Source organism: Streptomyces sp. C1-1 (assembly GCF_050214755.1).
GTDB lineage: Bacteria > Actinomycetota > Actinomycetes > Streptomycetales > Streptomycetaceae > Streptomyces.
The window spans coordinates 3,726,519-3,750,037 of sequence record NZ_CP189826.1; the positions used below are offsets into that span (position 1 = coordinate 3,726,519).

The window sequence follows — 23,519 nt, forward strand, 5'->3', positions numbered from 1 at the left end:
GTGACTGCTCCTAAGAGGGCGACTACTCGGGGGTCTCGTCGAGCGCGTGGCCGACGAGGGACAGGAGAGTCTCGATCACCGAGATCCTCCGCCGCGCATCCATGATCATTACAGGTATGTGCGCGGGGATCGTCAACGCCTCCCGCACGTCCTCCGGTTCGAACAGCTCGCTGCCGTCGAAGTGGTTGACCGCGACGACGTAGGGCAGTCCGCAGCTCTCGAAGTAGTCGAGCGCGGGGAAGCAGTCCTTCAGGCGGCGGGTGTCGGCCAGCACGACGGCGCCGATCGCACCGCGCACCAGGTCGTCCCACATGAACCAGAACCGCTGCTGACCCGGCGTGCCGAACAGGTAGAGCACCAGGTCGTCGTCGAGCGTGAGACGGCCGAAGTCCATGGCCACCGTGGTGGTCAGCTTGCCGGGCGTGGCGGTGAGGTCGTCGGTCTCCTCGCTGGCCTCGGTCATCAGCGCCTCGGTCTGCAGGGGCGTGATCTCCGAGACGGCGGTGACCAGGGTCGTCTTGCCGACGCCGAACCCGCCCGCCACGACTATCTTCGTGGCGATCGGGGCGCGGGTGCGGTCCGTCTGCCAGGACTGCAGGTTCTCGTCGGGGTCGACGAAGGCGGCGACGCCAGCGGCGTCAGAGACGGCGGAGTCCACTCAGCACCCTTTCCAGCAGAGCGCGGTCCGGACGGCCAGTGCCGTGACCGGTCCCGGTGCCGTACACACGGATCTTTCCCTGGTCCGCGAGATCGCTGAGCAGCACGCGGACCACGCCGAGCGGCATCTTCAGCAGCGCGGCGATCTCGGCCACCGTGCGCATGCGGCGGCACAGTTCGACGATGGCCTGCATCTCGGGCATGACCCGGGTGCTGAGGGAACCATTCGTCAGTTCCTTGCGCTCCTGCGGGGCCTCGAGCGCCGCGACGAACGTCTCCACGAGGAGGACGTGTCCGAAGCGGGTACGGCCGCCGGTGAGCGAGTAGGGGCGGACGCGGGCTGGTTTGCGGTCGCCGCCGCGGACGGGGAGCGTCCGCCTCTGCTGCTTGTCACTGGTCATCGGGCACTCCCGGCGGACTCCTGCTCCAGGGATTTTCGCAGCTCGCTGCGGAGCTCGGGGGTCAGGACGTGGCCGGCGCGGCCGACGAACAGCGCCATGTGGTACGCCACCACGCTCATGTCGCAGTCCGCGGAGCCGTGCACGCCGAGCAGTGAGCCGTCGCTGATCGACATCACGAACAGGCTGCCCTCGTCCATCGCGACCATCGTGTGCTTCACGGGGCCGGAGTCCATCAGCCGGGCGGCGCCGATGGTGAGGCTGCCGATGCCGGAGACGATGGTGGCGAGGTCGGCGGCGGAGCCGCGGGGGCCCTTCGCCGCCGTGCGGGTCTGCGCCTGGCGGGCCTCGTCGTTCCGGCCCGGGTCGGAGGAGAGCAGGAGCAGGCCGTCGGAGGAGACGACCGCCACCGACTGGATGCCCGGCACCTCCTCGACCAGGTTCGTCAGCAGCCAGTGCAGGTTACGGGCTTCACTGCTCAGTCCGAAGGTACTGGGCGCGGTCAACTGCTTGCCTCCTCGACTGTGCCCCCCGTGGCTTCTTCGGATGTGGCTGATTCTGTGGCGGGAGCCTGGGTCTGACCGGTCTGCTCGGCGATCTCCGCCTGTACGTCGCGGTAGCCGGCCTCCGCCCCCCGACGGAAGCCGCCCAGCCTGCGGCGCAGAGCATCGGCGTCGACGGATCCGCTCCGTTGGCGGGGTGCCTCGGTGGGGGTGGTGATCTTCGGGGTGCGCTTGGGGAGGCCCTTCGCGGTGACGGGCTCCTCCTCGTCCGGGGTACGGGTGTGTTCGGCCGCGGCCTCGGCTTCGCCTTCGGCCCGGTTGTTCCCACCCGCATCACCCGTGCGGCTTTCGTCGCCGGGTGCGGATGGCCCCGCTGGGGCGTACTCGCCGTCGGCGGCCGCGGCGGCGGGAGCGGGAGCGGGAGCGGTCTGGGTGTAGGCGTCGTCCGCCTCCGGCGGGCGGCCGTGGGCCTCCGGCACGTTGGCCGGGTCCTCCGCCGCCGCGGCCGGGCCCTCCGTGGCCGGGGCCGGGATCAGGAGTTCCATCGTGGTCTCGGCCGGGCGCTCCGGGGCGGGCGCGAGGTCGTCGCCGGCCGCGCGCGGGGCCGGGAGGTCTGCTGCGGCTACCGGGGTGGCGCCGACGTCCTGGGTTTCCGGGCTCTCCCGTACGGCCTTCTCCGCCAGGGCGACCAACGGGTCGGCGGCGGGCGTGCGCGCGGGCAGGAGGTTGGAGTTGGCCTCGGCGTCGGCGCCGGGGAGGGAGAACGTGTGGGCGGTGGGGACCGAGGACGACGAAGTCGGCACCGCGGACGACGGGGCCGCCGCCAGCAGCGGGCCCGGCAGGACGACGACCGCGGCCACCCCACCCTGCTTCTGCTCGCGCAGCTGGACGCGGACGCCGTGCCGGTGGGCGAGGCGGGCGACGACGTACAGGCCGAGACCGAGCCCCTCCTCACCCTCCTGGTCGTAGGGGGACTCGGGGTCGAACTCGGCGAGGCGGGCGTTCAGCCGGGTCATCCGGTCCGCGGTCATCCCGATGCCCTCGTCCTGGACGGAGAGCATGACCTCGCCGTTCTCCAGCAGCCAGCCGGAGACCTCGACGGGCATGTCCGGCGGGGAGAAGGACGCCGCGTTCTCCAGCAGCTCCGCCAGCAGGTGCGAGAGGTCGTCCGCGGCGAAGCCCGCCACATGGGCGTGCGGGGGAAGGGCGGAGATACGGACCCGCTCGTAGCGCTCGATCTCGCTCACCGCGGCCCGCACCACGTCGACCAGCGGCACCGGACCCGCGTGCTGCTGAACGTGCTCCGTACCGGCGAGGACCAGGAGGTTCTCGCTGTGGCGGCGCATGACCGTGGCGAAGTGGTCGAGCTTGAACAGGGTCGCGAGGCGCTCGGGGTCCTGCTCGCGCTCCTCCAGGCCCTCGATGACCGTCAGCTGGCGCTCGACCAGGCCGAGCGTGCGCAGCGCCAGGTTCACGAAGGTGCCGCCGATGCTGTCGCGCAGGCGCTCGAGCTGGGCGGCGGAGTCGGTCAGTTCGGCGCGCAGCTCCTCGCGGGCGTCGGCCATCTTCTGCCGCTGCCCGACCAGGTGCTTGCGGTCGGACTCCAGCGTGGTGACGCGTTCGTGCAGGGCGGCGGCGTGCGCGTGCAGGGCGTTGACGGACCGGACGACCTGGGCGAACTCGTCGTTGCGGCCGGTGAAGGTGACCGGTTCCTCGGCGACGGGGTCGGCCGACTCGGCCAGCCGGGCGGAGCCGCGGCGCAGCACCGACAGGGGTCGGGTGAGGCTGCGGGCCATCCCCGTGGCGACGCCGACGGCCAGCAGCATCAGCGCGCCCAGGACGGCGATCCGGATCTCCAGCGCGGTGACGTCGTCGTCGCGCAGCTTCGCGAGGTCCTTGGTGCGGCGGTCGTAGAGGGCGGACTCGACGCCGCTCATCATGTCGACGCGGGCCGAGAGCGCGGCGTCGACCTTCCCGGCGCGGGTGCCGAGTTCGGAGTCGCTCAGGGTCGGCTGGTCGGTGAGGGAGGCCAGGTACTTCTCGGCCTGGTTGACCTCGGCGCCGGTGACGGTGGAGTCGTACGACGCGAGGGCCTCCTTGGGCGCCGTCTCGCGGAAGCCGGCGAGGGCGGCGTCGGAGCGCAGCCGGGCCTGCTGGGCGGCGGCGGTCAGGGCGTCGCGCGTCTTGGCGTCTGCGCTGGAGGAGGAGGTGGTCGTGGTCGGCAGGCCGGTGACGGGGCTGATGACGGTCTGCGTGGAGCGCGGCACCGCGAGGGCCGCCAGCAGCAGCCCGCGCGCGGCGGCCGACTGCTGTACGGCGGAGTCGAGCTGGGCGAGCGCGTACGCGCCGCCTCCGGCCCTGGGCGGCACCTTCTCGGCCAGCTGCTCGGCGAGCCGGTGCAGCCCAGCGATGGCGGCGGAGTAGGCGTCGTGCGTCTGCAGGGCGCTGCTCTTGCCGGTGAGCGCGGAACGGCGCAGGCTCGCGATGCCGTCGAGGTCGCCGCGCAGCGAGGCGGGGAGGTCGGGGTCGGCGCGCAGCTCCTCGATCTGCCGGTCGACGCGGGCGCTGCGCTGCTCGGAGGGCGCCTTGGACTTGGACCGGCCGGCCGCGATGTACGACGTGACGTCGTCCCGCTCGTCGGCCAGGGAGTGCGCGAGGACCAGCGCGTCCTGGGTCTGCCCGGCCAGCGTCACCAGGTCCTGGGAGTCCTTGAGCTGCCCGGAGGCGGCCAGGACGGACGGGGCTCCCGCGCCGGCTATGGCGGCGGCCACGACGGCCACGGCGACGATGAGCCGATTGCGTACGTGGGTGGGCCGGCCCTTGCCGGTGACGGTGCCGGAGGGCTGCTCCGAACCCCCTTGAGGGGCCGTCTGCTTGCCTGTGCGACGAGGCCGCGTCTTCTGCACCGGTGCTCGCATTCCTGACTCGTGATACTCGTGGGCCTGGGTGACGTTCCGTCAACTGACGCCGACCACGCACCCGGGTACGGGTCCCGACCCTCCCAACTCCGTTGGGCAGCGGTCGCGCATCACCTGACCCGCCACCCGAAGGAGTGAACCTCGGAGAGGAGTTGGCGGGCAAGTTCCTCCGGCGATTGCGGCCGCCCTTCCGGGCGGGCCGGTTGGACGTCTGCCACGGGCGGTGGCAGTATTCGCCGCCGCGCTTTCCCAGAACAACGAATTACACCTCAAATCAGACGTCTGACCTGCGTGAGTGCGCCAATTCGGCGACCGATGGCCGCCTTTGGTGAACGCCGTGAAGACGTCGTGGAGACTGGCCGGATGCGTACGGAACTTGTTTCGGAACCCGGCGAACCGGGCCACCCCAACGAGGACTTCGCCGCGGTGGCGCTGCCCGCTTCCGGCCAGGGCGGCGCGGTGGTCGTCCTGGACGGGGTGACGCCGCCGCGTGGCGGGACCGGCTGTCTGCATTCGGTCCCCTGGTACACGGCCCACCTGGGCGGCTCGCTGACCGAACTGACCGTTTCCCTCCCGGATGTGCCGCTGACCGAGGCGCTCTCCCGCGCCATCATCCGTACCGCTGAGGCACATGAGCGGACCTGTGACCTTTCTCACCCGCGCACTCCGCAGGCGACCGTGGTCGTCGCCCGGTGGGGCGCGGAGACGGTCGAGTACCTGGTGCTGTCCGACTCGGCCCTGCTGCTGCGGTCTCCGCGCGGCGTGGTCACCGCGGTGCTGGACGACCGTATCTCCCGGCTGCCGGCGGCCTCGCTGGCCACGGACGCGATCGTGGACGCGACGGTCCGCAACAAGGAGGGCGGCTTCTTCACGGCGGCGGCCGACCCGGCCGTGGCGGCACGGGCGGTGACCGGCGTGGTGCCCCGGGGCGAGGTGCGGGCGCTGGCCGCGCTGACGGACGGCGCCGCGCGGTGGGTGGAGCGGTTCGGGGAGGGCGGCTGGGCGGACTGTCTGCACTTCGTGCGCAAGGAGGGGGCGCGGGCGCTCGTGAACCGGGTCCGGGAACTGGAACGGGCCGACGAGCGCGAGCGGGTGCATCTGCGGCGCAGCAAGACGCACGACGACGCGACCGTCGTGTACGTGGAACTGCCGTGAGCCGCGGGGCCGGCCGGCACGGGCTCAGCCGGCCCGGCCGCCGGTCGGGGTGATGGCGTGCCACTGCCCGTCCCTGCCCTGACCGTTGGTCTGTCCGGCCGCCGTGTCGCCCACGTAGCGGTACAACGGCCAGCCGGCGAGGGTGAGCTGCGTCCTGCCGTCGCGGTGGACCGTGCCGAGCAGGCCCTTGTCCACCCCGGAGGCCTGAACCGCGCCCTGCACGATCACGGGGATCCAGGTCTTCACGCACGCGCCGGAGCACGTCCACCGGGACGGGTTCGGCCGGTCCCGGTCGTACCGGTAGAGGGTCATCCCGCTGCCGTCGGTGACCGTGCCGCCCGCGCTGCGCACGGCGGTCGTGACCGACTGCGCGCCGCCCGCCGGAGAGGGGTCGGCCGGTGCGGAGGAGGCCGGTGCGGAGGTGGCGGGGCCGGAGGAGGCGACGGCCGCCGGGGCGACGGTGCCGGAGGCGTCGGAGCCGGCGGAGCTGCACGCGGCCAGCAGGAACGCTGCGATGAGGCCGGTGGCCGAGGCGAGCACGATGCGGTGCGGGATCACGGGGTTGCCCTTCTGCGGGAGTCGCCGTCCTGTCACCCCTTGGTACGTCCGGCGGTCGCCGTGCTCTCAGCGTCCGGCGCCACATGACGCACTCTTGAACGACCGGCCGACCCCGCGGCCGGGTCGCCTACCGCTCCATACCGCGGTTCAACTGCCCCAGTAGGTGCGCCAGTTGGGCCACCTCCCCGCGGTCCCAGTGGGACAGCTGGCTGAAGTACCGGGCCCGTCGGGCGTCGCGCACCTTGGCGACCCGCGCGTGCCCCTCCCGGGTCAGATGCACCAGCCACGCCCGTCCGTCGGCCGGGTCGGGCTCGCGGGCCACCAGGCCGAGATCCTCCAGCGCCCGGAGCTGACGGGACATGGTGGCCTTGCCGACGCCGATGTAGGCGGCGAGTTCGGTCGCGCGCTGGCGGCCGCACTCGTCCAGCCGGATCAGCAGGCCGTAGGCCGCCGACTCCAGGTCGGGGTGGACCTCGCGGGCCATCTCGCCCTGGTTGGCGCGGGCGCGCCGGAACAGGATCGTCAGTTCGCGTTCCAGGGACAGGTACTCCTGGTCTGCACCACTCGCCGACGGCTCCGCTCCGAGCCGGCGTCCGTCGCCGTTTCCGCCTTCGTGCACGTCAGTCCCTGCCTCGGTTTTCCCCGTACTGAAAGTTTCCGCCAAACCCCGTCATCGCCGCAGCTCCGTCAGTATTTCGCAGGGCTAGACCAACGGCACCGTCCGGCCCCTCTTCCCAGCCGCTCGTCTACGTGCGTAGCTTCGTTGACGAGCCGGGCCCGGCCGCCCGCGCCGCCCGGTCCACCGGCACCCCGGTGTTCCCCCCACCGAGCATCACCGAGCCTTCGGAGGCACGCCATGCCCGTGCACAGACCGAACCCGCTCCGCCCCCGGCGCCTCTTCCTCGCCGGCCTTCTGCTCGCCGCCCTCACCCTCGCCCTCGCCGCCCCGGCCGACGCGGCGACCACCCCGGCCCGCGGCTCCGCCCACATGGGCATGGGCGTCCTCGCGCACGACGGACAGCACGGCACGCCCGCCCCCACCGCCGTCACCCAGACAGAGGGCGTCGACGTCTCCGGCTACCAGGGCAACGTGGCCTGGTCGACCCTGTGGAGCAGCGGGGTCAGGTGGGCCTACACCAAGGCGACCGAGGGGACGTACTACACCAACCCCTCCTTCGCCCAGCAGTACAACGGCTCCTACAACGTCGGCATGATCCGTGGCGCGTACCACTTCGCCACCCCCGACACCACCAGCGGGGCGACCCAGGCGAACTACTTCGTCGACCACGGCGGCGGCTGGTCCCGCGACGGCAAGACCCTCCCCGGCGTCCTCGACATCGAGTGGAACCCGTACGGCGCCGCCTGCTACGGCAAGTCGCAGTCCGCGATGGTGAGCTGGATCGCCGACTTCCTGAACACCTACCGGTCGCGCACCGGACGGGACGCCGTGATCTACACGGCCACCAGCTGGTGGACCGACTGCACCGGCAACTACGGAGGCTTCGCGGCGAGCAGCCCGCTGTGGATCGCGCGGTACGCCTCGGACCCGGGGACGCTGCCGGCCGGCTGGGGCTACTACACGATGTGGCAGTACACCTCGTCCGGTCCGACCGTCGGCGACCACGACAAGTTCAACGGCGCCCTGGACCGCGTACAGGCTCTCGCGAACGGCTGAGGCACCGGCGTACGGCGAGGGCCCGGGCCTCCCTCACGGGACCCGGGCCCTGCCTGTCCGGCGGCGTCCGTCACGCCGCCACCGGAACCTCCGGCTCGGCGCCGCTCTTCGCGGGCGCGAGCGCCAGCTCCAGGACCTGACGGACGTCGGTCACGGCGTGGACGTCGAGCTTGTCCAGCACCTCGGCCGGGACGTCGTCCAGGTCGGGTTCGTTGCGCTTGGGGATGATCACCGTCGTGACCCCCGCCCGCTGCGCGGCCAGCAGCTTCTGCTTCACCCCGCCGATCGGCAGGACCCGGCCGGTCAGCGAGACCTCACCGGTCATCGCCACGTCCGTGCGGACCAGCCGGCCCGACAGCAGGGACGCCAGGGCCGTCGTCATCGTGACGCCGGCGCTGGGGCCGTCCTTGGGGACCGCGCCCGCCGGGAAGTGGATGTGCACGCCGCGGTCCTTGAGGTCCGCGACCGGCAGCTCCAGTTCCGCGCCGTGCGAGCGCAGGAAGGACAGGGCGATCTGCGCGCTCTCCTTCATGACGTCGCCCAGCTGGCCGGTGAGCGTCAGGCCCGCCGCGCCCGTCTCGGGGTCCGCGAGGGACGCCTCGACGAACAGGACGTCGCCGCCCGCGCCGGTGACCGCCAGGCCCGTCGCCACACCGGGCACGGCCGTACGGCGCTCCGCCGGGTCCTGGGCCGACTCCGGGACGTGGTGCGGGCGGCCGATCAGACCGCGCAGATCGGCGTCCGTGATGGTGAACGGCAGCTCCCGGTCGCCCAGTTCGTGCTGGGCCGCGACCTTGCGCAGCAGCCGCGCGATCGACCGCTCCAGGGTGCGCACGCCCGCCTCACGGGTGTACTCGCCGGCGAGCTTGCGCAGGGCGCTCTCGTCCAGGGTCACCTCGTCCTTGTCCAGGCCCGCCCGCTCCAGCTGGCGCGGGAGCAGGTGGTCGCGGGCGATGACGACCTTCTCGTCCTCGGTGTAGCCGTCCAGGCGGACCAGCTCCATCCGGTCCAGCAGGGCCTCCGGGATGGCTTCCAGGACGTTCGCCGTCGCGAGGAACACGACGTCGGACAGGTCGAGTTCGACCTCCAGGTAGTGGTCGCGGAAGGTGTGGTTCTGCGCCGGGTCGAGGACTTCGAGCAGGGCGGCCGCCGGGTCGCCCCGGAAGTCGGAGCCGACCTTGTCGATCTCGTCGAGCAGGACGACCGGGTTCATCGAACCGGCCTCCTTGATCGCGCGGACGATACGGCCCGGCAGCGCGCCGACGTACGTACGGCGGTGGCCGCGGATCTCCGCCTCGTCGCGGACGCCGCCGAGGGCGACGCGGACGAACTTGCGGCCCATGGCGTGCGCGACGGACTCGCCGAGCGAGGTCTTGCCGACGCCGGGCGGGCCGACCAGGGCCAGGACGGCGCCGCCGCGCCGGCCGCCGATGACGCCGAGGCCGCGGTCGCTGCGGCGCTTGCGCACGGCCAGGTACTCGGTGATGCGCTCCTTCACGTCCTCCAGGCCCGCGTGCTCGGCGTCGAGGACGGCCTTGGCGCCCTGGATGTCGTAGGCGTCCTCGGTCCGCTCGTTCCACGGCAGTTCGAGGATCGTGTCCAGCCAGGTGCGGATCCAGGAGCCCTCGGGCGACTGGTCGCTGGACCGCTCCAGCTTGTCGACCTCCTTGAGGGCGGCCTCGCGGACCTTCTCCGGCAGGTCTGCGGCCTCCACCCGGGCGCGGTAGTCGTCGGACTCCTCGCCGTCCTGTTCGCCGTTGAGTTCGCGCAGCTCCTTGCGCACGGCCTCCAGCTGGCGGCGGAGCAGGAACTCGCGCTGCTGCTTGTCGACGCCCTCCTGGACGTCCTTGGCGATGGTCTCCGCGACGTCCTGCTCGGCGAGGTGGTCGCGCAGGTGCTGGGTGGCGAGCTTGAGGCGGGCGACCGGGTCGGTGGTCTCCAGCAGTTCGATCTTCTGTTCGGTGGTCAGGAAGGGCGAGTAGCCGGAGTTGTCGGCGAGCTGGGAGACGTCGTCGATGGCCTGCACGCGGTCCACGACCTGCCAGGCGCCGCGCTTGCGCAGCCAGGCGGTGGCGAGGGCCTTGTACTCCTTGACCAGTTCGGCGACGTGACCGGGCAGCGGCTCGGCAACGGTCTCGTCGATCCGCGTGCCCTCGACCCACAGCGCCGCGCCCGGCCCGGTGGTGCCGGCGCCGATCTTCACGCGGCCGCGGCCGCGGATCAGCGCGCCCGGGTCGCCGTCGGCCAGCCGGCCGACCTGCTCGACGGTGCCGAGGACACCGGTGCCGGCGTACGTCCCGTCGATGCGTGGAACCAGGAGGACCTTGGGCTTCCCGGGCTCGGACCGGGCGGCGGCCTGGGCGGCCTCCACCGCGGCGCGTACGTCGGCGTCGTTGAGGTCCAGCGGAACCACCATGCCGGGCAGCACGACCTCGCCGTCGAGCGGCAGCACAGGCAGGGTGAGCGGTGTGGACGTCGAACCCATGATCTCCCCTTCGGCAGTCAAGTTGAGCTATGCCGACTCAATGCGCGGGGGCCCGTGGATGTTCCCGGGGTCTTGCGCCGTTCGCTGTAAGCGATCAGCACGGGGCCTGACGCGGCGTAGGTTGGATCACGTCCCGGTCAGCGGCACTGAGGGGTGGACATGTCCGGTCACGTCGTCAACGGTCTGTACGAGGTTCTGGACGACCGCTTCCTCACGGGGCGCTGCGCCAACGGCGACGGGCGGCTGGAGGTGCTGTACGACGACTGCCGCTGGGCGGAGGGCCCGCTGTACGTGCCCGCGTGGCGGCAGCTGGTCTGGAGCGACATCCCCAACGACCGGCTGCTGCGGTGGGACGAGGCCACCGGCGCGGTGAGCGTCTTCCGGCACCCCGCCGGTCACGTCAACGGCAACACCCTCGACCGGCAGGGGCGGCTGGTCAGCTGCGAGCAGGGCAACCGGCGGGTGACCCGCACCGAGCCCGACGGCACGGTCACCGTCCTCGCCGACCGCTACGACGGCAAGCGCCTGAACAGCCCGAACGACGCCGTCGTGCGCTCCGACGGCACGGTCTGGTTCTCCGACCCGGACTTCGGCATCCTCAGCGACTACGAGGGCCACCGCGCCGAGTCCGAGATCGGCGCCTGCAACGTGTACCGGATCGACCCGGCGAGCGGGCGGGTGCGGCTGGCCGCCGACGGGTTCGAGGGACCCAACGGCGTGATCCTGTCGGCGGACGAGCGCCGGCTGTACGTCTCCGACTCGCGGGCCGCCCGCATCCGCGTCTTCGACGTCGCCGACGACGGCACGCTGTCCGGCGGGAAGGTCTTCGCCGCGGCCGGGGAGGGCGTGCACTACGACAACATCCGGCTCGACGACCAGGGCCGGCTGTGGGCCGCCGCCCTGGAGGACGGGGTGCACTGCTACGACCCGGACGGCACCCTCATCGGCCGGCTCCGGGTGCCCGGGACGGTGGCCAACGTGACGTTCGGCGGCCCGAAGAACAACCGCCTGTTCATCACGGCCGCGACCACGGTGTACTCCCTGGTGATGTCGGTGACGGGCGCGCCGCGCGTCTAGGGCGCCCTAGGACCGGGCCGCCAGGGCCTCCTGGCGCCAGCGGCGGACCAGCGGCCAGGTCGCGATGCCTATCGAGAGGGAGATCAGGTGACCCCAGTTGGTCATCGGGTCGGTGAACTCGATCAGGTCCTCCACCAGCATGCCGCCGAACAGGATCAGCAGCGGCCAGCGCAGCCACGGACCGAGCAGGCCGGCGAGGGCGCCGACGGCGGTGGCCACGCCGAAGCTGATGCCGTAGTCGAGGCGGTGCAGGGAAGTGTGCGGCAGGTGCCCGGCCAGGACCGCCAGCCCCACGGAGCCCTCGGTCGCGAGGGTGGCCAGGACGTGGCCGAGGAGGAAGACGACGACCGCGCGGGCGCCGCCTATCCGCCGCTCCAGGGCCGTCAGGACGAGCAGGAAGCACACGACGTACGGCGACACGAGCCCGCCCGCCACCCACAGCGCGCTGGCCAGCAGGACCAGGACCGGGGTGCGGATGAGGTGGGCCACGTCCGTGCTGGATCCCTGCTGCAGGGCGTCGACGAGGGCCGGGGAGGCGTAGGCGGCGACGAGCGAGGTGACGGCGAGGACGGCGGCGTAGGCGAAGGTGACCGGGGTGCCGGTGGGGGTGGGCAGGAGACGCCAGGGGCGGACCGCGCGACGCGCGCCGGCGGGTGCCGGCGCCGCGGCCGGGCCCCGCTGCCGTGGCAGGCCGTCCAGCAGGTCGGAGACCTCGGGGAGGGGCGCGGCCAAGGAGTGGGCGTCGGCCGTCGCGGCGGGTTCCACGGTGAGGTGCTCCTTCCGTTTCACCCCACCTTTCGGGGCCCCACGGGCCACTGTCTATGACCGACGCCACGCGTGAGCCGATTCTCAGGAACCTCTAAGACGTTTCCTGCGTCCGCCCCTTCGGCTAGGGCCTGAGCAGGACCACCTCCCTGGCGTGAGCGGCCCTGGTCGCCGGGTCCCAGTCGCCGGTGCAGTAGACGCAGGCCTCGGCGACGGAGCCGTCCCTGACCTCTGCGCGCATCAACTCCCGGCAGTACCAGGTGCCTTGTCCGTCCTCCCAGCTCTCCTCGAACTCGAGGACGAAGCCGGTGGGGGTGGCGTCGACCCGGTGGCGGGGGACCGTGCCGAGGACGGGGTGGCCACGGCGGCGCAGCGCGACGAGCTCCTCGCGCCCCCGGGCCTGCAGCCGCCACTGCGGCAGGGTCAGGTCGAGGAACACGTCGTCCGTGAACAGCCCCGCGGGGGCTGTGTTGGTCTCCAGGAACCGCACGAAGAGGTCGGCGAGTTCCTTCACCCGGGTGTCGGTCGCGGTGCTCATGACCGGCCCTCGGCCTCGGCGAGGTTGCGGCCGACGACCTCCATGGTGCGGTTCAGCTCGGCGGTCGGGCTGAACTCCACGACCTCGGTGCCGGCGAAGATGAGCGGGAGGTGGCCGGGGGCGCCGTAGTAGGTGTCGCCGGCGTGGAAGACCTCGTCGTGGTCGGCGTAGCGCAGGACGAGCCTGCCGCTGATGACCTGGCCCCAGTGCGGGCACTGGCAGCGGTCGTCGGGCAGACCGCGGAACAGCTGTGCGGGGTCCATGTCCGCCTTCATGGTCTCGTAGCCGACGGTGTACGGACCGACTTGCGCGTAGCGTCCTTCGATGACCGGCTCGTCCACCAAGAGGTCGGCCTCGGCCTTGGATGTGCGGGGCATGATGTCCTGCCTTCCCTCGGAGTTTCTCCGTCGGGAAGAAGGCGTCAGATCCGGCGGCACGATGTGAGGCGGGGGCTCACAGACGCCACTCCGGCGGCTGTTCCGGCTGGTAGACGCAGAGGGTTCCGGTGCGCACGGCCGTGCGCAGATGGCGGCCGAGCTCGGGATGGACGGCGGCGACCCGCTCCACCGCGGCCCGGATACGGGCGGTGACGGCCGTGCGGGCACGTTCGGCGGGGGAACCGGTACGGCGGACCCGGCCCCCGATCCCGTACGCGGCGGCGAGCTGCCCGACGAGGGCGTCCCGCTCGACGGCGATCCGCTCCGAACGTTCCGCGTCCCCCGTGGCGTCGGCGTCCCGCGCGTCCTCCTCCAGTTCCCGCAGCCGACGGCGGTAGGCGGCCCGGGCGACGGCGTCGACGGCCTCACCGGTGTCGCCCTGGGGGTGCAGACCGGTGGCGTCCCCGTCACCCGGGCCCACGGGCCCGGGTGACGCCAGCTCGACTGCGGGCACGGGGGTGCCGGGGCGGGAGAGGAGAACGGCGAGGTCGTGCAGGCCCTTGCCGTCGGGGACCCGCACCTCACGACCGGCGTAGCGCAGGTGCCAGAGGGGACCTTCGTGGTGGAAGAGGGCGGTGTCGGGGACGGTGGGGATGGTGGCTGCGGGGGGTTGTGACGTCTCGTGCGTGATCCGGTCGACGAGGGCGACCGCGCCCGCCGCCCCGGCCGCCCGCAGGGCCTCCGTACGGTGCGCGCGGGCCCGGTCCGGGTCGCCCATGGCCGCGGCCAGCAGGGCGAGATGCCGGTCGACGGGACCCCGTACCGCCGCGCCGATGCCCTCCACCACGAACAGGCCGGCGTAGGGGGCGAGGAGGTCGTACAGGACGGGAGCGGCGGGGTGGGAGCCCACGGCGGCCACCGTCTCCGCGGCCTGCGCCACCATCGGCAGCCACTCGCTGTCCCGGGGCGCGCCGCCGAGCCGGGGTGCCACGGCCGACAGCCGGCGCGCGGCCTCCTCCGGGCGGCCGGACTGGGCGGCCAGGAGGGCGAGCGTGACGCGCGGCCACAGCAGCGGGGAGCGTTCCAGCACGGCCGCCTCGGCCCTGACGCTCAGCAGCCCGGCACGGTCGCCCGTCTCGGCGTACAGGCACCAGCGCTGGGTGACGGCGAGCAGGCCGGCGTTCGCGCTTCCGGCCCTGCGGCCCAGCCGCTCGACCTCGTCGAGTGCGGTCGCGCAGTCCTCGTACCGGCCCTCCATCAGTGCCCGCGTGCCGCGCCACAGCGGCACGTACCAGGCGTACAGGGGGCGCCGCAGCGGTCGTACGACCGTCTCGTACGCCGCCGCCTCCGCGTCGGCCTCGGCGAACGCGCCGGTCTCCATCAGCGCGACCGACCGCAGCCGTCGGCCGAGGAGTTCGAGGGCCGGATCGCGCAGGTCGCGGGCGGTTTCGATGATCCGCTCGGACCAGGCGAGCCGGTCATGGCAGTGGTCGGGGCCGGGCCGGGCGTCGCACAGCGCGGCGAGGGCCGCGGCGAGGGTGGCCGGGTCACCGGCCTCGCGAGCCGTCCGGACGGCTTCCTCGGCGAGGGCGAGCCGCCGCCCCACCGACTCGACGAGTCCGACGGCGAGCGAAAGCCGAGCGGTGACGGCGGCCCGGAGGGCGGTGAAAGGCGCTGCGGGCGGGGAGCTGTTGTTCGTGAGGGCGGCCCTCGCCTCCGTCAGCAGGTCGACCTGTGGGCGGTCGTCCAGGTCGACCTCGAACCCGACGGGCCCGGTACCGAGCCCGAGCGCCGCCCGCGCCAGCAGGTCCGGGCGCCCGACCTCCCGCGCCAGCCCGGCGGCTCTGAGCAGCGCGCCCCGAGCGGCCTCCCGCTCCCCCGCGCCGAGCCGCGCGGCACCGAGCCCGAGCAGCATCTCGACCAGCTCGGCACGATCGGGGGAGTCGGCGCGGGCCTGCTCGACACGGCCACGGGACGCGATGGCGGCCGGCTCCTCCCCCGCGTCGCCGTTACCGTCGGTCCAGGCGTCGACCGCGCGCTCGTACCAGCGGGCCGCGTCCTCGAAGGCGAACAGGGCCTCCGCCCGGGTGGCCGCCGCGCAGGCGTAGCGCGCCGCGTCCGCCGCGTGTTCGGGGCCGGCGAGGAACAGGTGGTGGGCGACCTCCGCGGGGCCGGTGTCACGGCCGCGGCGGGCGTAACCGGCCAGGACCTCCGCGGCGGTGTGGTGGAGGGCGGCGCGGTCGGCTGGGGCGAGGACGTCGTACACGGCGTCCCGGAGCAGGTCGTGGCGGAACCCGGCCCGGTGGGCGCCCACCTCCGCCAGCAGCCCGGCCCCGGCGGCCTCGCCCAGCAGCGACCGCACTTCCGCCAACGGCACCTCCGCGGCCTCGGCCAGCACGTCCAGCCGGAACCGGGTGCCGAGCACGGCGGCCACGTCCAGCAGACGCGCGGCCCGCGGGGTCAGATCGGCCAACCGCTCCCCCACGGCGGCCCGCACGGCACCCGGGAAGACACCGGCGCCCTCCCCGTCCGCCGCCTCGCCGCTCCAACTCCCGTTCCGCAGCAGCTCGGTGACGAAGAACGCGTCGCCGCCGGTGCGCCGTACCAGCGACCGCACGGCCTCCGACTCCGGTACCGCGCCGGTCACCGCCTCGACGAGCGCCGCCACATCCCTCTCGGGCAGCGGCCCGAGCACCGACACGCGTCCCCGCCGCAGCAGTTGTGCCCGGACCCGGTCCCGGCCCGGCCCGCCACCACCACCGCCCTCCCGCCAGGCCGCCTCCTCGTCACGAGCCGTGGCCACCAGCAGGAGCGGCATCGTGCGGGCGGTGTCGGCCGTCTCCAGCAGGAGGCGCAGCGAGGACGCGTCGGCGGCGTGGGCGTCGTCCAGGACGACGAGGAGAGGACGGCGCCGGGCGGCCGTCGCGAGGAGCTCGGCCACGTCGGCGGTCAGGCGCAGGCGGGCCGCCTCCGGGTCCGCGCCGCGCAGGGCGCCGGGGCCGGCCCCGGCCACCAGCGCCCGCAGCGGCGGGGACGCGGCGACCAGCCGGCCGCATGCCACGTCGTCGGCGACGAGCTCGCGCAGCAGCCGCGACCAGGGTCTGAACGCGCGGCCGACGGTCTGCGGCGGGCACCACGTCCACAGCGTGCGGAAGCCCTCGGCGTGCGCGGCGGCCTCCTCGGCCGTACGGGTCTTGCCCGCGCCCGCCGGCCCGGCCAGCGTCACCAGTCCGCCCCGGCCGGCCGCGGCGGACTCCAGAGCCGCGCGCAGCTCACCCAGCACGCCCTCGCGTCCCACGAACGGGTATTCCGCGGCCATACATCCACCACGCACTTCCGCCGTCGCACGCCGACCTCGCACCCGTCTGACGCCGGCTCTCTCGCCGATCTCCCGCTGTCTCGAGCGTAGGCACCGACCGCGGCGCGCGCGAGGCATGGGTGCCGGGCGCGCGAGGCATGGGTGCCGGGCGCGCGAGGCATGGGTGAGGGCGCGCCGCGGCGGCGGCGGGGCGGACGGAGGGGCGGACGGCGGGGCGGACGGAGGGGCCGAGTGCGGCGGCCCCCGCGCCGGCCGCCCGGCAATTGCCCGCGCCCCCGTTCCAGGTTCGTGCAGGATGGGACCATGACCGCCGCCTACGACACGCCAGTTGTGCTGGACCGTCGCGAGGGTCCCTACGGGGAGGTCGCGCTGCGCCGGCACGGGGAGTTGCTGCAGATCATCGCCAACGGGTGTTTCCTGATGGACACGTCGGACGGGCGCTCGGAGCGCCTGCTCGTCGACGTGGCGCTCGCCGAACTGGACGACCGGCCGAACCCCGACGTGCTGATCGGAGGCCTGGGCGTGGGCTTCTCGCTCGCACACGCCGCGGCGAACCCGCGCTGGGGCGCCGTCACCGTCGTGGAGCGGGAACCCGCCGTCGTCGACTGGCACCGCCGCGGGCCCCTTTCGGAAATGTCCGGCCGGGCCCTCGCCGATCCCCGCACCACCGTCGTGGAGGCGGATCTCGTCGAATACCTCCGTGAGACATCCGCCACTTACGACGCCCTCTGCCTGGACATCGACAACGGTCCGGACTGGACTGTCACCGACGGCAACGACGGGCTGTACTCGCCGGCCGGACTCGCAAGCTGCGCAAGGGTGTTGAAACCCGGCGGCGTCCTCGCGGTGTGGTCCGCGCGGCCCTCTCCGGAATTTGAAGGAACACTGCGGAATGCCGGGTTCCAGCGGGTGCGTACCGAAGAGATCCCGGTTGCCCGGGGCGTTCCGGACGCCGTGCACCTCGCCGTCCGACCTGGATAGCCGAAGCGCGGTTACTCCCCGTACTCTGCTTCCCTGACGCGGATCATTCAAGCGTCAATCGCAAGCATGCGCAGGCATGAGCCAGTCAGAAGGAATGACCCCACGCATTCCGGAAAGCAACTCAGGGGCGGGCGATGGAGCAGACCCACACATCCCACAACGGCACGACGGCGACCCCTGGCGCACAGCGCCGGGTGCTGGTGGTCGAGGACGACCCGACCATCGTCGACGCCATCGCGGCCCGCCTGCGCGCCGAGGGCTTCCTCGTGCAGACCGCGGGTGACGGCCCGGCCGCCGTCGACACCGCCGAGGCCTGGCAGCCCGATCTGCTGATCCTCGACATCATGCTGCCCGGCTTCGACGGTCTGGAGGTCTGCCGCCGTGTGCAGGCCGCCCGTCCGGTGCCGGTGCTGATGCTCACCGCGCGCGACGACGAGACCGACATGCTGGTCGGGCTCGGCGTCGGCGCCGACGACTACATGACCAAGCCGTTCTCGATGCGGGAGCTGGCCGCGCGCGTGCACGTCCTGCTGCGGCGCGTGGAGCGGGCCGCGCTGGCCGCCGCGACGCCGAGAAGCGGCATCCTGCGCCTGGGCGAGCTGGAGATCGACCACGCGCAGCGCCGGGTGCGGGTCAGGAGCGAGGACGTCCACCTCACGCCGACCGAGTTCGACCTGCTGGTGTGCCTGGCCAACACCCCGCGCGCGGTGCTCTCCCGGGAGCAGCTGCTGGCCGAGGTGTGGGACTGGGCGGACGCGTCCGGCACGCGCACCGTCGACAGCCACATCAAGGCGCTGCGCCGGAAGATCGGCGCCGAGCGGATCCGCACCGTGCACGGTGTGGGCTACGCGCTGGAGACCCCGACGCCATGAGCGGCGGTCCGTCCGCACGGAGAGGCCCCGGAGAGCAGCCGGAGCCCTGGGGCGGCCTGCGCCCGTTCTCGATCAAGACGAAGCTGGGCGCGCTCGTCGTCATCGCGGTGCTCATCACCACCGGCCTGATGATGATCGCGATGCGCACGGCGACCGAGCTGCGCTTCATCACGGTCTTCTCGATGATCGCCACACTGCTGATAACGCAGTTCGTGGCGCATTCGCTCACCGCGCCGCTGGACGACATGAACGCGGTGGCCGGCGCCATCTCGCACGGCGACTACACGCGCCGGGTGCGGGAGAACCGGCGCGACGAGCTGGGCGACCTGGCGCAGACGATCAACCGCATGGCCGACGACCTGGAGGCCCAGGACCGCCAGCGCAAGGAGCTGGTGGCGAACGTCTCGCACGAACTGCGCACGCCGATCGCGGGGCTGCGCGCGGTGCTGGAGAACATCGTGGACGGCGTCACGACCGCCGACCCCGAGACCATGCGCACGGCCCTGAAGCAGACCGAGCGGCTGGGCCGGCTCGTGGAGACGCTGCTGGACCTGTCCCGGCTGGACAACGGCGTCGTACCGCTCAGGCAGCGGCGCTTCGAGGTGTGGCCGTATCTGTCGGGCGTGCTGAAGGAGGCCAACATGGCCGTGCCGGCGCGCGCGGGCATCGCCTCGGGCTCCGGCAGCAGCACGCGCACGGACGTCCATCTGCACCTGGACGTCTCCCCGCCGGAGCTGACCGCGCACGCGGACCCCGAGCGCATCCACCAGGTCGTGGCGAATCTCATCGACAACGCGGTCAAGCACAGCCCCGCGCACGGCCGGGTGACGGTGAAGGCCCGGCGCGGCGCGCTGCCGGAGTCGCTGGAGCTGGAGGTGCTCGACGAGGGCCCCGGCATCCCGCGCTCGGAGTGGCACCGCGTCTTCGAGCGCTTCAACCGCGGTGGCGCGGGCTCGTCCAACGGACACAGCGGCGACGGCGGTACGGGTCTGGGGCTGGCGATCGCCCGCTGGGCCGTCGATCTGCACGGAGGCCGGATCGGAGTGGCCGAATCCGTGCGTGGCTGCCGGATTCTCGTCACCCTTCCGGGAGAGACATCCGTTCAAAGTTGACGTAAAGTCCGAACCGGAGCCTCAAGATCCATCCGTGTCGCCGGGCCGGACCCGCTGACTGACACGTGTGATCAGGAACACGCCCACAGACGGTGTCTGCCGGGCTTGATCGGCGAACCCGCGGGAAGTCTCACCAGAAGCGGAACCTCGCTTGTTTCCCGCCATTTCCACGCCCGAAACACGATTTCAGATGTGACTTACGCGACGATGACCTTGCTCGGCCTGACCTACCCGCCCCAGGGGGCGTAGCCTTTATTCCCGCTGTCCATCACCTTGTGAAGCGGAAGAGGGCGGTTGCCGCCGTGTCGCCACAGTCCCCCAGTAACTCGAGCATCTCGACCGACACCGACCAAGCCGGGAAGAACCCCGCTGCTGCGTTCGGTCCCAACGAGTGGCTCGTCGACGAGATCTATCAGCAGTACCTCCAGGACCCGAACTCGGTGGACCGAGCCTGGTGGGACTTCTTCGCCGACTACAAGCCGGGAGCGGCCGCCTCGGCTCCGACGACGGCTGCCGCGGAGACCACCACAGCGGCCCCCGCCGCGGCTCCGGCGGCCCCGGCCGCCGCCTCCGCTCCCGCGCCCGCCCAGGCCGCCCCCGCGCAGCCCAGGCCCGCTGCCGCCGCCCCGGCCCCCGCGAAGCCGGCCGCCGCCGCCCCGGCGCCCGCCGCGGCCAAGCCGGCCGCCGCCAAGCCGGCCGCGAAGGCCGAGCCCGCCGCCCAGGCCGCCGACGGCCCGGAGCTGGTGACGCTGCGCGGCCCCGCCGCCGCCGTCGCGAAGAACATGAACGCCTCGCTGGAGCTGCCGACGGCCACCTCGGTCCGCGCGGTCCCGGTGAAGCTGCTGTTCGACAACCGCATCGTCATCAACAACCACCTCAAGCGCGCCCGGGGCGGGAAGATCTCCTTCACGCACCTGATCGGCTACGCGATGGTGCAGGCCATCAAGGCCATGCCGTCGATGAACAACGCGTTCGGCGAGAAGGACGGCAAGCCGACCCTGATCAAGCCGGCGCACGTCAACCTCGGCCTCGCCATCGACCTGGTGAAGCCCAACGGCGACCGCCAGCTCGTCGTCGCGGCCATCAAGAAGGCCGAGACGCTGAACTTCTTCGAGTTCTGGCAGGCCTACGAGGACATCGTCCGCCGCGCCCGCGACGGCAAGCTGACGATGGACGACTTCACCGGTGTCACGGTCTCCCTGACCAACCCCGGCGGCCTCGGCACCGTCCACTCCGTGCCGCGGCTGATGCCCGGCCAGTCGGTGATCATGGGCGTCGGCTCCATGGACTACCCGGCGGAGTTCCAGGGCACCAGCCAGGACACCCTGAACAAGCTCGGCATCTCGAAGGTCATGACGCTCACGTCGACCTACGACCACCGGGTCATCCAGGGCGCCGCGTCCGGCGAGTTCCTGCGCCAGGTCGCCAACCTCCTGCTCGGCGAGGGCAACTTCTACGACGAGATCTTCGAGGCGCTGCGCATCCCCTACGAGCCGGTCCGCTGGCTCAAGGACATCGACGCCAGCCACGACGACGACGTCACCAAGGCCGCCCGCGTCTTCGAGCTGATCCACTCCTACCGGGTCCGCGGTCACGTCATGGCCGACACCGACCCGCTGGAGTACCGCCAGCGCAAGCACCCCGACCTGGACATCACCGAGCACGGCCTCACCCTGTGGGACCTGGAGCGCGAGTTCGCCGTCGGCGGCTTCGCCGGCAAGTCGATGATGAAGCTGCGCGACATCCTCGGCGTGCTGCGCGACTCGTACTGCCGCACCACCGGCATCGAGTTCATGCACATCCAGGACCCCAAGCAGCGCAAGTGGATCCAGGACCGCGTCGAGCGCCCGCACGCCAAGCCGGAGCGCGAGGAGCAGCTGCGCATCCTGCGCCGGCTGAACGCGGCGGAGGCGTTCGAGACCTTCCTGCAGACGAAGTACGTCGGCCAGAAGCGCTTCTCCCTCGAGGGCGGCGAGTCGGTCATCCCGCTGCTGGACGCGGTCCTCGACTCGGCCGCCGAGTCCCGCCTGGACGAGGTCGTCATCGGCATGGCCCACCGCGGCCGCCTGAACGTCCTGGCCAACATCGTCGGCAAGTCGTACGCGCAGATCTTCCGCGAGTTCGAGGGCAACCTCGACCCGAAGTCGATGCACGGCTCCGGCGACGTGAAGTACCACCTGGGCGCCCAGGGCACCTTCACCGGCCTGGACGGCGAGCAGATCAAGGTCTCGCTGGCCGCGAACCCCTCCCACCTGGAGACGGTCGACCCGGTCATCGAGGGCATCGTCCGCGCCAAGCAGGACATCATCAACAAGGGCGGCACGGACTTCACGGTCCTGCCGATCGCCCTGCACGGCGACGCGGCCTTCGCAGGCCAGGGCGTCGTGGCCGAGACCCTGAACATGTCGCAGCTGCGCGGCTACCGCACCGGCGGCACGGTCCACATCGTCATCAACAACCAGGTCGGCTTCACCGCGGCGCCGGAGTCCTCGCGCTCGTCGATGTACGCCACCGACGTGGCCCGCATGATCGAGGCCCCGATCTTCCACGTGAACGGCGACGACCCGGAGGCCGTCGTGCGCGTCGCGCGGCTCGCCTTCGAGTTCCGCCAGGCGTTCAACAAGGACGTGGTGATCGACCTCATCTGCTACCGCCGCCGCGGTCACAACGAGTCGGACAACCCGGCCTTCACCCAGCCGCTGATGTACGACCTGATCGACAAGAAGCGCTCGGTGCGCAAGCTGTACACCGAGTCCCTGATCGGTCGCGGCGACATCACCCTGGAAGAGGCCGAGCAGGCCCTGCAGGACTACCAGGGCCAGCTGGAGAAGGTCTTCACGGAGGTCCGCGAGGCCATCACCGCCCAGCCCACCTCGGGCCCGGTGTCGGACCCGAAGGCGGAGTTCCCGGTCGCCGTGAACACCGCGATCTCCACGGAGACCGTGAAGCGGATCGCCGAGTCCCAGGTCAACATCCCGGACTACTTCCACGTGCACCCGCGTCTGCTGCCGCAGCTGCAGCGCCGGGCCGCGATGGTCGAGGACGGCACGATCGACTGGGGCATGGGCGAGACCCTCGCCGTCGGCTCCCTGCTGCTGGAGGGCACCCCGGTGCGCCTGTCCGGCCAGGACTCCCAGCGCGGCACCTTCGGCCAGCGTCACGCGGTCCTCATCGACCGCGAGACGGGCGAGGAGTACACCCCGCTGCAGTACCTCGCCGAGGAGCAGGCCCGCTACAACGTCTACAACTCCCTGCTGTCCGAGTACGCGGTCATGGGCTTCGAGTACGGCTACTCGCTCGCCCGTCCCGACGCGCTCGTGATGTGGGAGGCGCAGTTCGGCGACTTCGTCAACGGCGCGCAGACGGTGGTCGACGAGTACATCTCGGCGGCCGAGCAGAAGTGGGGCCAGACGTCCGGCGTCACCCTGCTCCTCCCGCACGGCTACGAGGGCCAGGGCCCGGACCACTCCTCGGCCCGCGTCGAGCGCTTCCTGCAGCTGTGCGCGCAGAACAACATGACGGTCGCGATGCCGACCCTGCCGTCGAACTACTTCCACCTCCTGCGGTGGCAGGTGCACAACCCGCACCACAAGCCGCTGGTGGTCTTCACCCCGAAGTCGATGCTGCGCCTGAAGGCCGCCGCGTCGAAGACGGAGGAGTTCACCTCGGGTCAGTTCCGCCCGGTCATCGGCGACTCGTCGGTCGAAGCGGCAGCGGTCCGCAGGGTCGTCTTCGTGGCGGGCAAGCTGTACTACGACCTCGAGGCCGAGCGGCAGAAGCGCGGCATCACGGACACCGCGATCATCCGTATCGAGCGTCTGTACCCGCTGCCGGGTGCCGAGCTCCAGGCGGAGATCGCCAAGTACCCGAACGCCGAGAAGTACCTGTGGGCCCAGGAGGAGCCGGCGAACCAGGGTGCCTGGCCGTTCATCGCCCTCAACCTGATCGACCACCTGGACCTGGCGGTCGGCGCGGACGTCCCGCACGGCGAGCGCCTGCGGCGCATCTCGCGCCCGCACTCCTCGTCCCCGGCGGTGGGTTCCGCCAAGCGCCACCAGGCGGAGCAGGAGCAGCTGGTGCGAGAGGTGTTCGAGGCGTGAGCCTCTGAGCATCGCTCGACCGACCGGAT

18 protein-coding genes are annotated in these 23,519 nt (G+C 72.4%); 7 read left to right on the forward strand and 11 right to left on the reverse strand.

Annotated elements, in window-relative coordinates; all coding sequences use genetic code 11:
* Positions 1-22 precede the first annotated feature (22 nt).
* From ACQF4J_RS16800 to ACQF4J_RS16815, 4 genes are read right to left on the reverse strand one after another with little or no spacing between them, the layout of a single operon-like run.
* Positions 23-658 carry a GTP-binding protein gene (locus tag ACQF4J_RS16800; protein ID WP_200702155.1) on the reverse strand — a complete coding sequence of 212 codons (636 nt, stop codon included), beginning with the start codon at positions 656-658 and terminating at the stop codon, positions 23-25.
* Entirely contained in the window at positions 639-1,058 is a 420-nt protein-coding gene (locus tag ACQF4J_RS16805; protein ID WP_351800507.1) for a DUF742 domain-containing protein, read from the reverse strand. The genes ACQF4J_RS16800 and ACQF4J_RS16805 overlap by 20 nt, the downstream gene beginning before the upstream one ends.
* A complete protein-coding gene (locus ACQF4J_RS16810) occupies positions 1,055-1,561 on the reverse strand; it encodes a roadblock/LC7 domain-containing protein (protein WP_351561213.1) in 507 nt (168 codons plus the stop codon). The genes ACQF4J_RS16805 and ACQF4J_RS16810 overlap by 4 nt, the downstream gene beginning before the upstream one ends.
* On the reverse strand, positions 1,558-4,464 hold the full coding sequence (locus tag ACQF4J_RS16815) for a sensor histidine kinase (protein WP_427165995.1): 2,907 nt from the start codon (positions 4,462-4,464) through the stop codon (positions 1,558-1,560). Before ACQF4J_RS16815 ends, ACQF4J_RS16810 begins: the two co-directional genes overlap by 4 nt.
* A gap of 375 nt (positions 4,465-4,839) precedes the next feature.
* Between ACQF4J_RS16815 and ACQF4J_RS16820 the strand changes: the two genes are divergently transcribed.
* Complete coding sequence (locus ACQF4J_RS16820; protein WP_427165997.1) at positions 4,840-5,631, forward strand: protein phosphatase 2C domain-containing protein; 792 nt, start codon at positions 4,840-4,842, stop codon at positions 5,629-5,631.
* A gap of 24 nt (positions 5,632-5,655) precedes the next feature.
* On the opposite strand, the gene ACQF4J_RS16825 is transcribed toward ACQF4J_RS16820, so the two are convergent.
* Positions 5,656-6,225, reverse strand: coding sequence for a hypothetical protein (locus tag ACQF4J_RS16825; RefSeq protein ID WP_427165999.1), 570 nt, complete (start codon positions 6,223-6,225; stop codon positions 5,656-5,658).
* Positions 6,226-6,316: 91 nt separating this feature from the next.
* Positions 6,317-6,808: a MarR family winged helix-turn-helix transcriptional regulator gene (locus tag ACQF4J_RS16830; protein WP_351561203.1), complete on the reverse strand. Its 492-nt coding sequence runs from the start codon at positions 6,806-6,808 to the stop codon at positions 6,317-6,319.
* A gap of 237 nt (positions 6,809-7,045) precedes the next feature.
* On the opposite strand from ACQF4J_RS16830, the gene ACQF4J_RS16835 reads away from it, so the two are divergent.
* Complete coding sequence (locus tag ACQF4J_RS16835; RefSeq protein ID WP_351561201.1) at positions 7,046-7,864, forward strand: lysozyme; 819 nt, start codon at positions 7,046-7,048, stop codon at positions 7,862-7,864.
* A gap of 70 nt (positions 7,865-7,934) precedes the next feature.
* Here the strand turns inward: ACQF4J_RS16835 and lon are convergent, their stop codons facing one another.
* Positions 7,935-10,349 carry an endopeptidase La gene (gene lon, locus ACQF4J_RS16840; protein ID WP_351800517.1) on the reverse strand — a complete coding sequence of 805 codons (2,415 nt, stop codon included), beginning with the start codon at positions 10,347-10,349 and terminating at the stop codon, positions 7,935-7,937.
* A 159-nt stretch (positions 10,350-10,508) separates the two neighbouring features.
* Between lon and ACQF4J_RS16845 the strand changes: the two genes are divergently transcribed.
* Positions 10,509-11,426, forward strand: coding sequence for an SMP-30/gluconolactonase/LRE family protein (locus tag ACQF4J_RS16845; protein ID WP_351561197.1), 918 nt, complete (start codon positions 10,509-10,511; stop codon positions 11,424-11,426).
* A gap of 6 nt (positions 11,427-11,432) precedes the next feature.
* On the opposite strand, the gene ACQF4J_RS16850 is transcribed toward ACQF4J_RS16845, so the two are convergent.
* The 4 genes from ACQF4J_RS16850 to ACQF4J_RS16865 form a co-directional block, all read right to left on the reverse strand.
* The gene (locus ACQF4J_RS16850) at positions 11,433-12,215 is read right to left on the reverse strand and encodes a rhomboid-like protein (RefSeq protein WP_351561195.1); all 783 of its coding nucleotides are present in this window, start codon (positions 12,213-12,215) and stop codon (positions 11,433-11,435) included.
* Between the two features lie 100 nt (positions 12,216-12,315).
* The gene (locus ACQF4J_RS16855) at positions 12,316-12,729 is read right to left on the reverse strand and encodes a hypothetical protein (RefSeq protein WP_427166002.1); all 414 of its coding nucleotides are present in this window, start codon (positions 12,727-12,729) and stop codon (positions 12,316-12,318) included.
* Positions 12,726-13,106 carry a hypothetical protein gene (locus ACQF4J_RS16860; RefSeq protein WP_351561191.1) on the reverse strand — a complete coding sequence of 127 codons (381 nt, stop codon included), beginning with the start codon at positions 13,104-13,106 and terminating at the stop codon, positions 12,726-12,728. Before ACQF4J_RS16860 ends, ACQF4J_RS16855 begins: the two co-directional genes overlap by 4 nt.
* Before the next feature lie 76 nt (positions 13,107-13,182).
* A complete protein-coding gene (locus ACQF4J_RS16865; RefSeq protein WP_427166004.1) occupies positions 13,183-16,425 on the reverse strand; it encodes an ATP-binding protein in 3,243 nt (1,080 codons plus the stop codon).
* Between the two features lie 303 nt (positions 16,426-16,728).
* On the opposite strand from ACQF4J_RS16865, the gene ACQF4J_RS16870 reads away from it, so the two are divergent.
* The 4 genes from ACQF4J_RS16870 to ACQF4J_RS16885 all read left to right on the forward strand — a co-directional run bounded on the left by ACQF4J_RS16870 (position 16,729) and on the right by ACQF4J_RS16885 (position 23,490).
* The gene (locus ACQF4J_RS16870; RefSeq protein WP_351561187.1) at positions 16,729-17,406 is read left to right on the forward strand and encodes a spermidine synthase; all 678 of its coding nucleotides are present in this window, start codon (positions 16,729-16,731) and stop codon (positions 17,404-17,406) included.
* 134 nt (positions 17,407-17,540) lie between these two features.
* Entirely contained in the window at positions 17,541-18,278 is a 738-nt protein-coding gene (locus ACQF4J_RS16875; protein WP_058923261.1) for a response regulator transcription factor, read from the forward strand.
* Positions 18,275-19,390, forward strand: coding sequence for a HAMP domain-containing sensor histidine kinase (locus tag ACQF4J_RS16880; RefSeq protein WP_351561185.1), 1,116 nt, complete (start codon positions 18,275-18,277; stop codon positions 19,388-19,390). Before ACQF4J_RS16875 ends, ACQF4J_RS16880 begins: the two co-directional genes overlap by 4 nt.
* A gap of 302 nt (positions 19,391-19,692) precedes the next feature.
* Positions 19,693-23,490 (forward strand): multifunctional oxoglutarate decarboxylase/oxoglutarate dehydrogenase thiamine pyrophosphate-binding subunit/dihydrolipoyllysine-residue succinyltransferase subunit, encoded by a 3,798-nt coding sequence (locus ACQF4J_RS16885; protein ID WP_351561181.1) that lies wholly within the window; start codon positions 19,693-19,695, stop codon positions 23,488-23,490.
* The last annotated feature ends 29 nt before the right edge of the window (positions 23,491-23,519 follow it).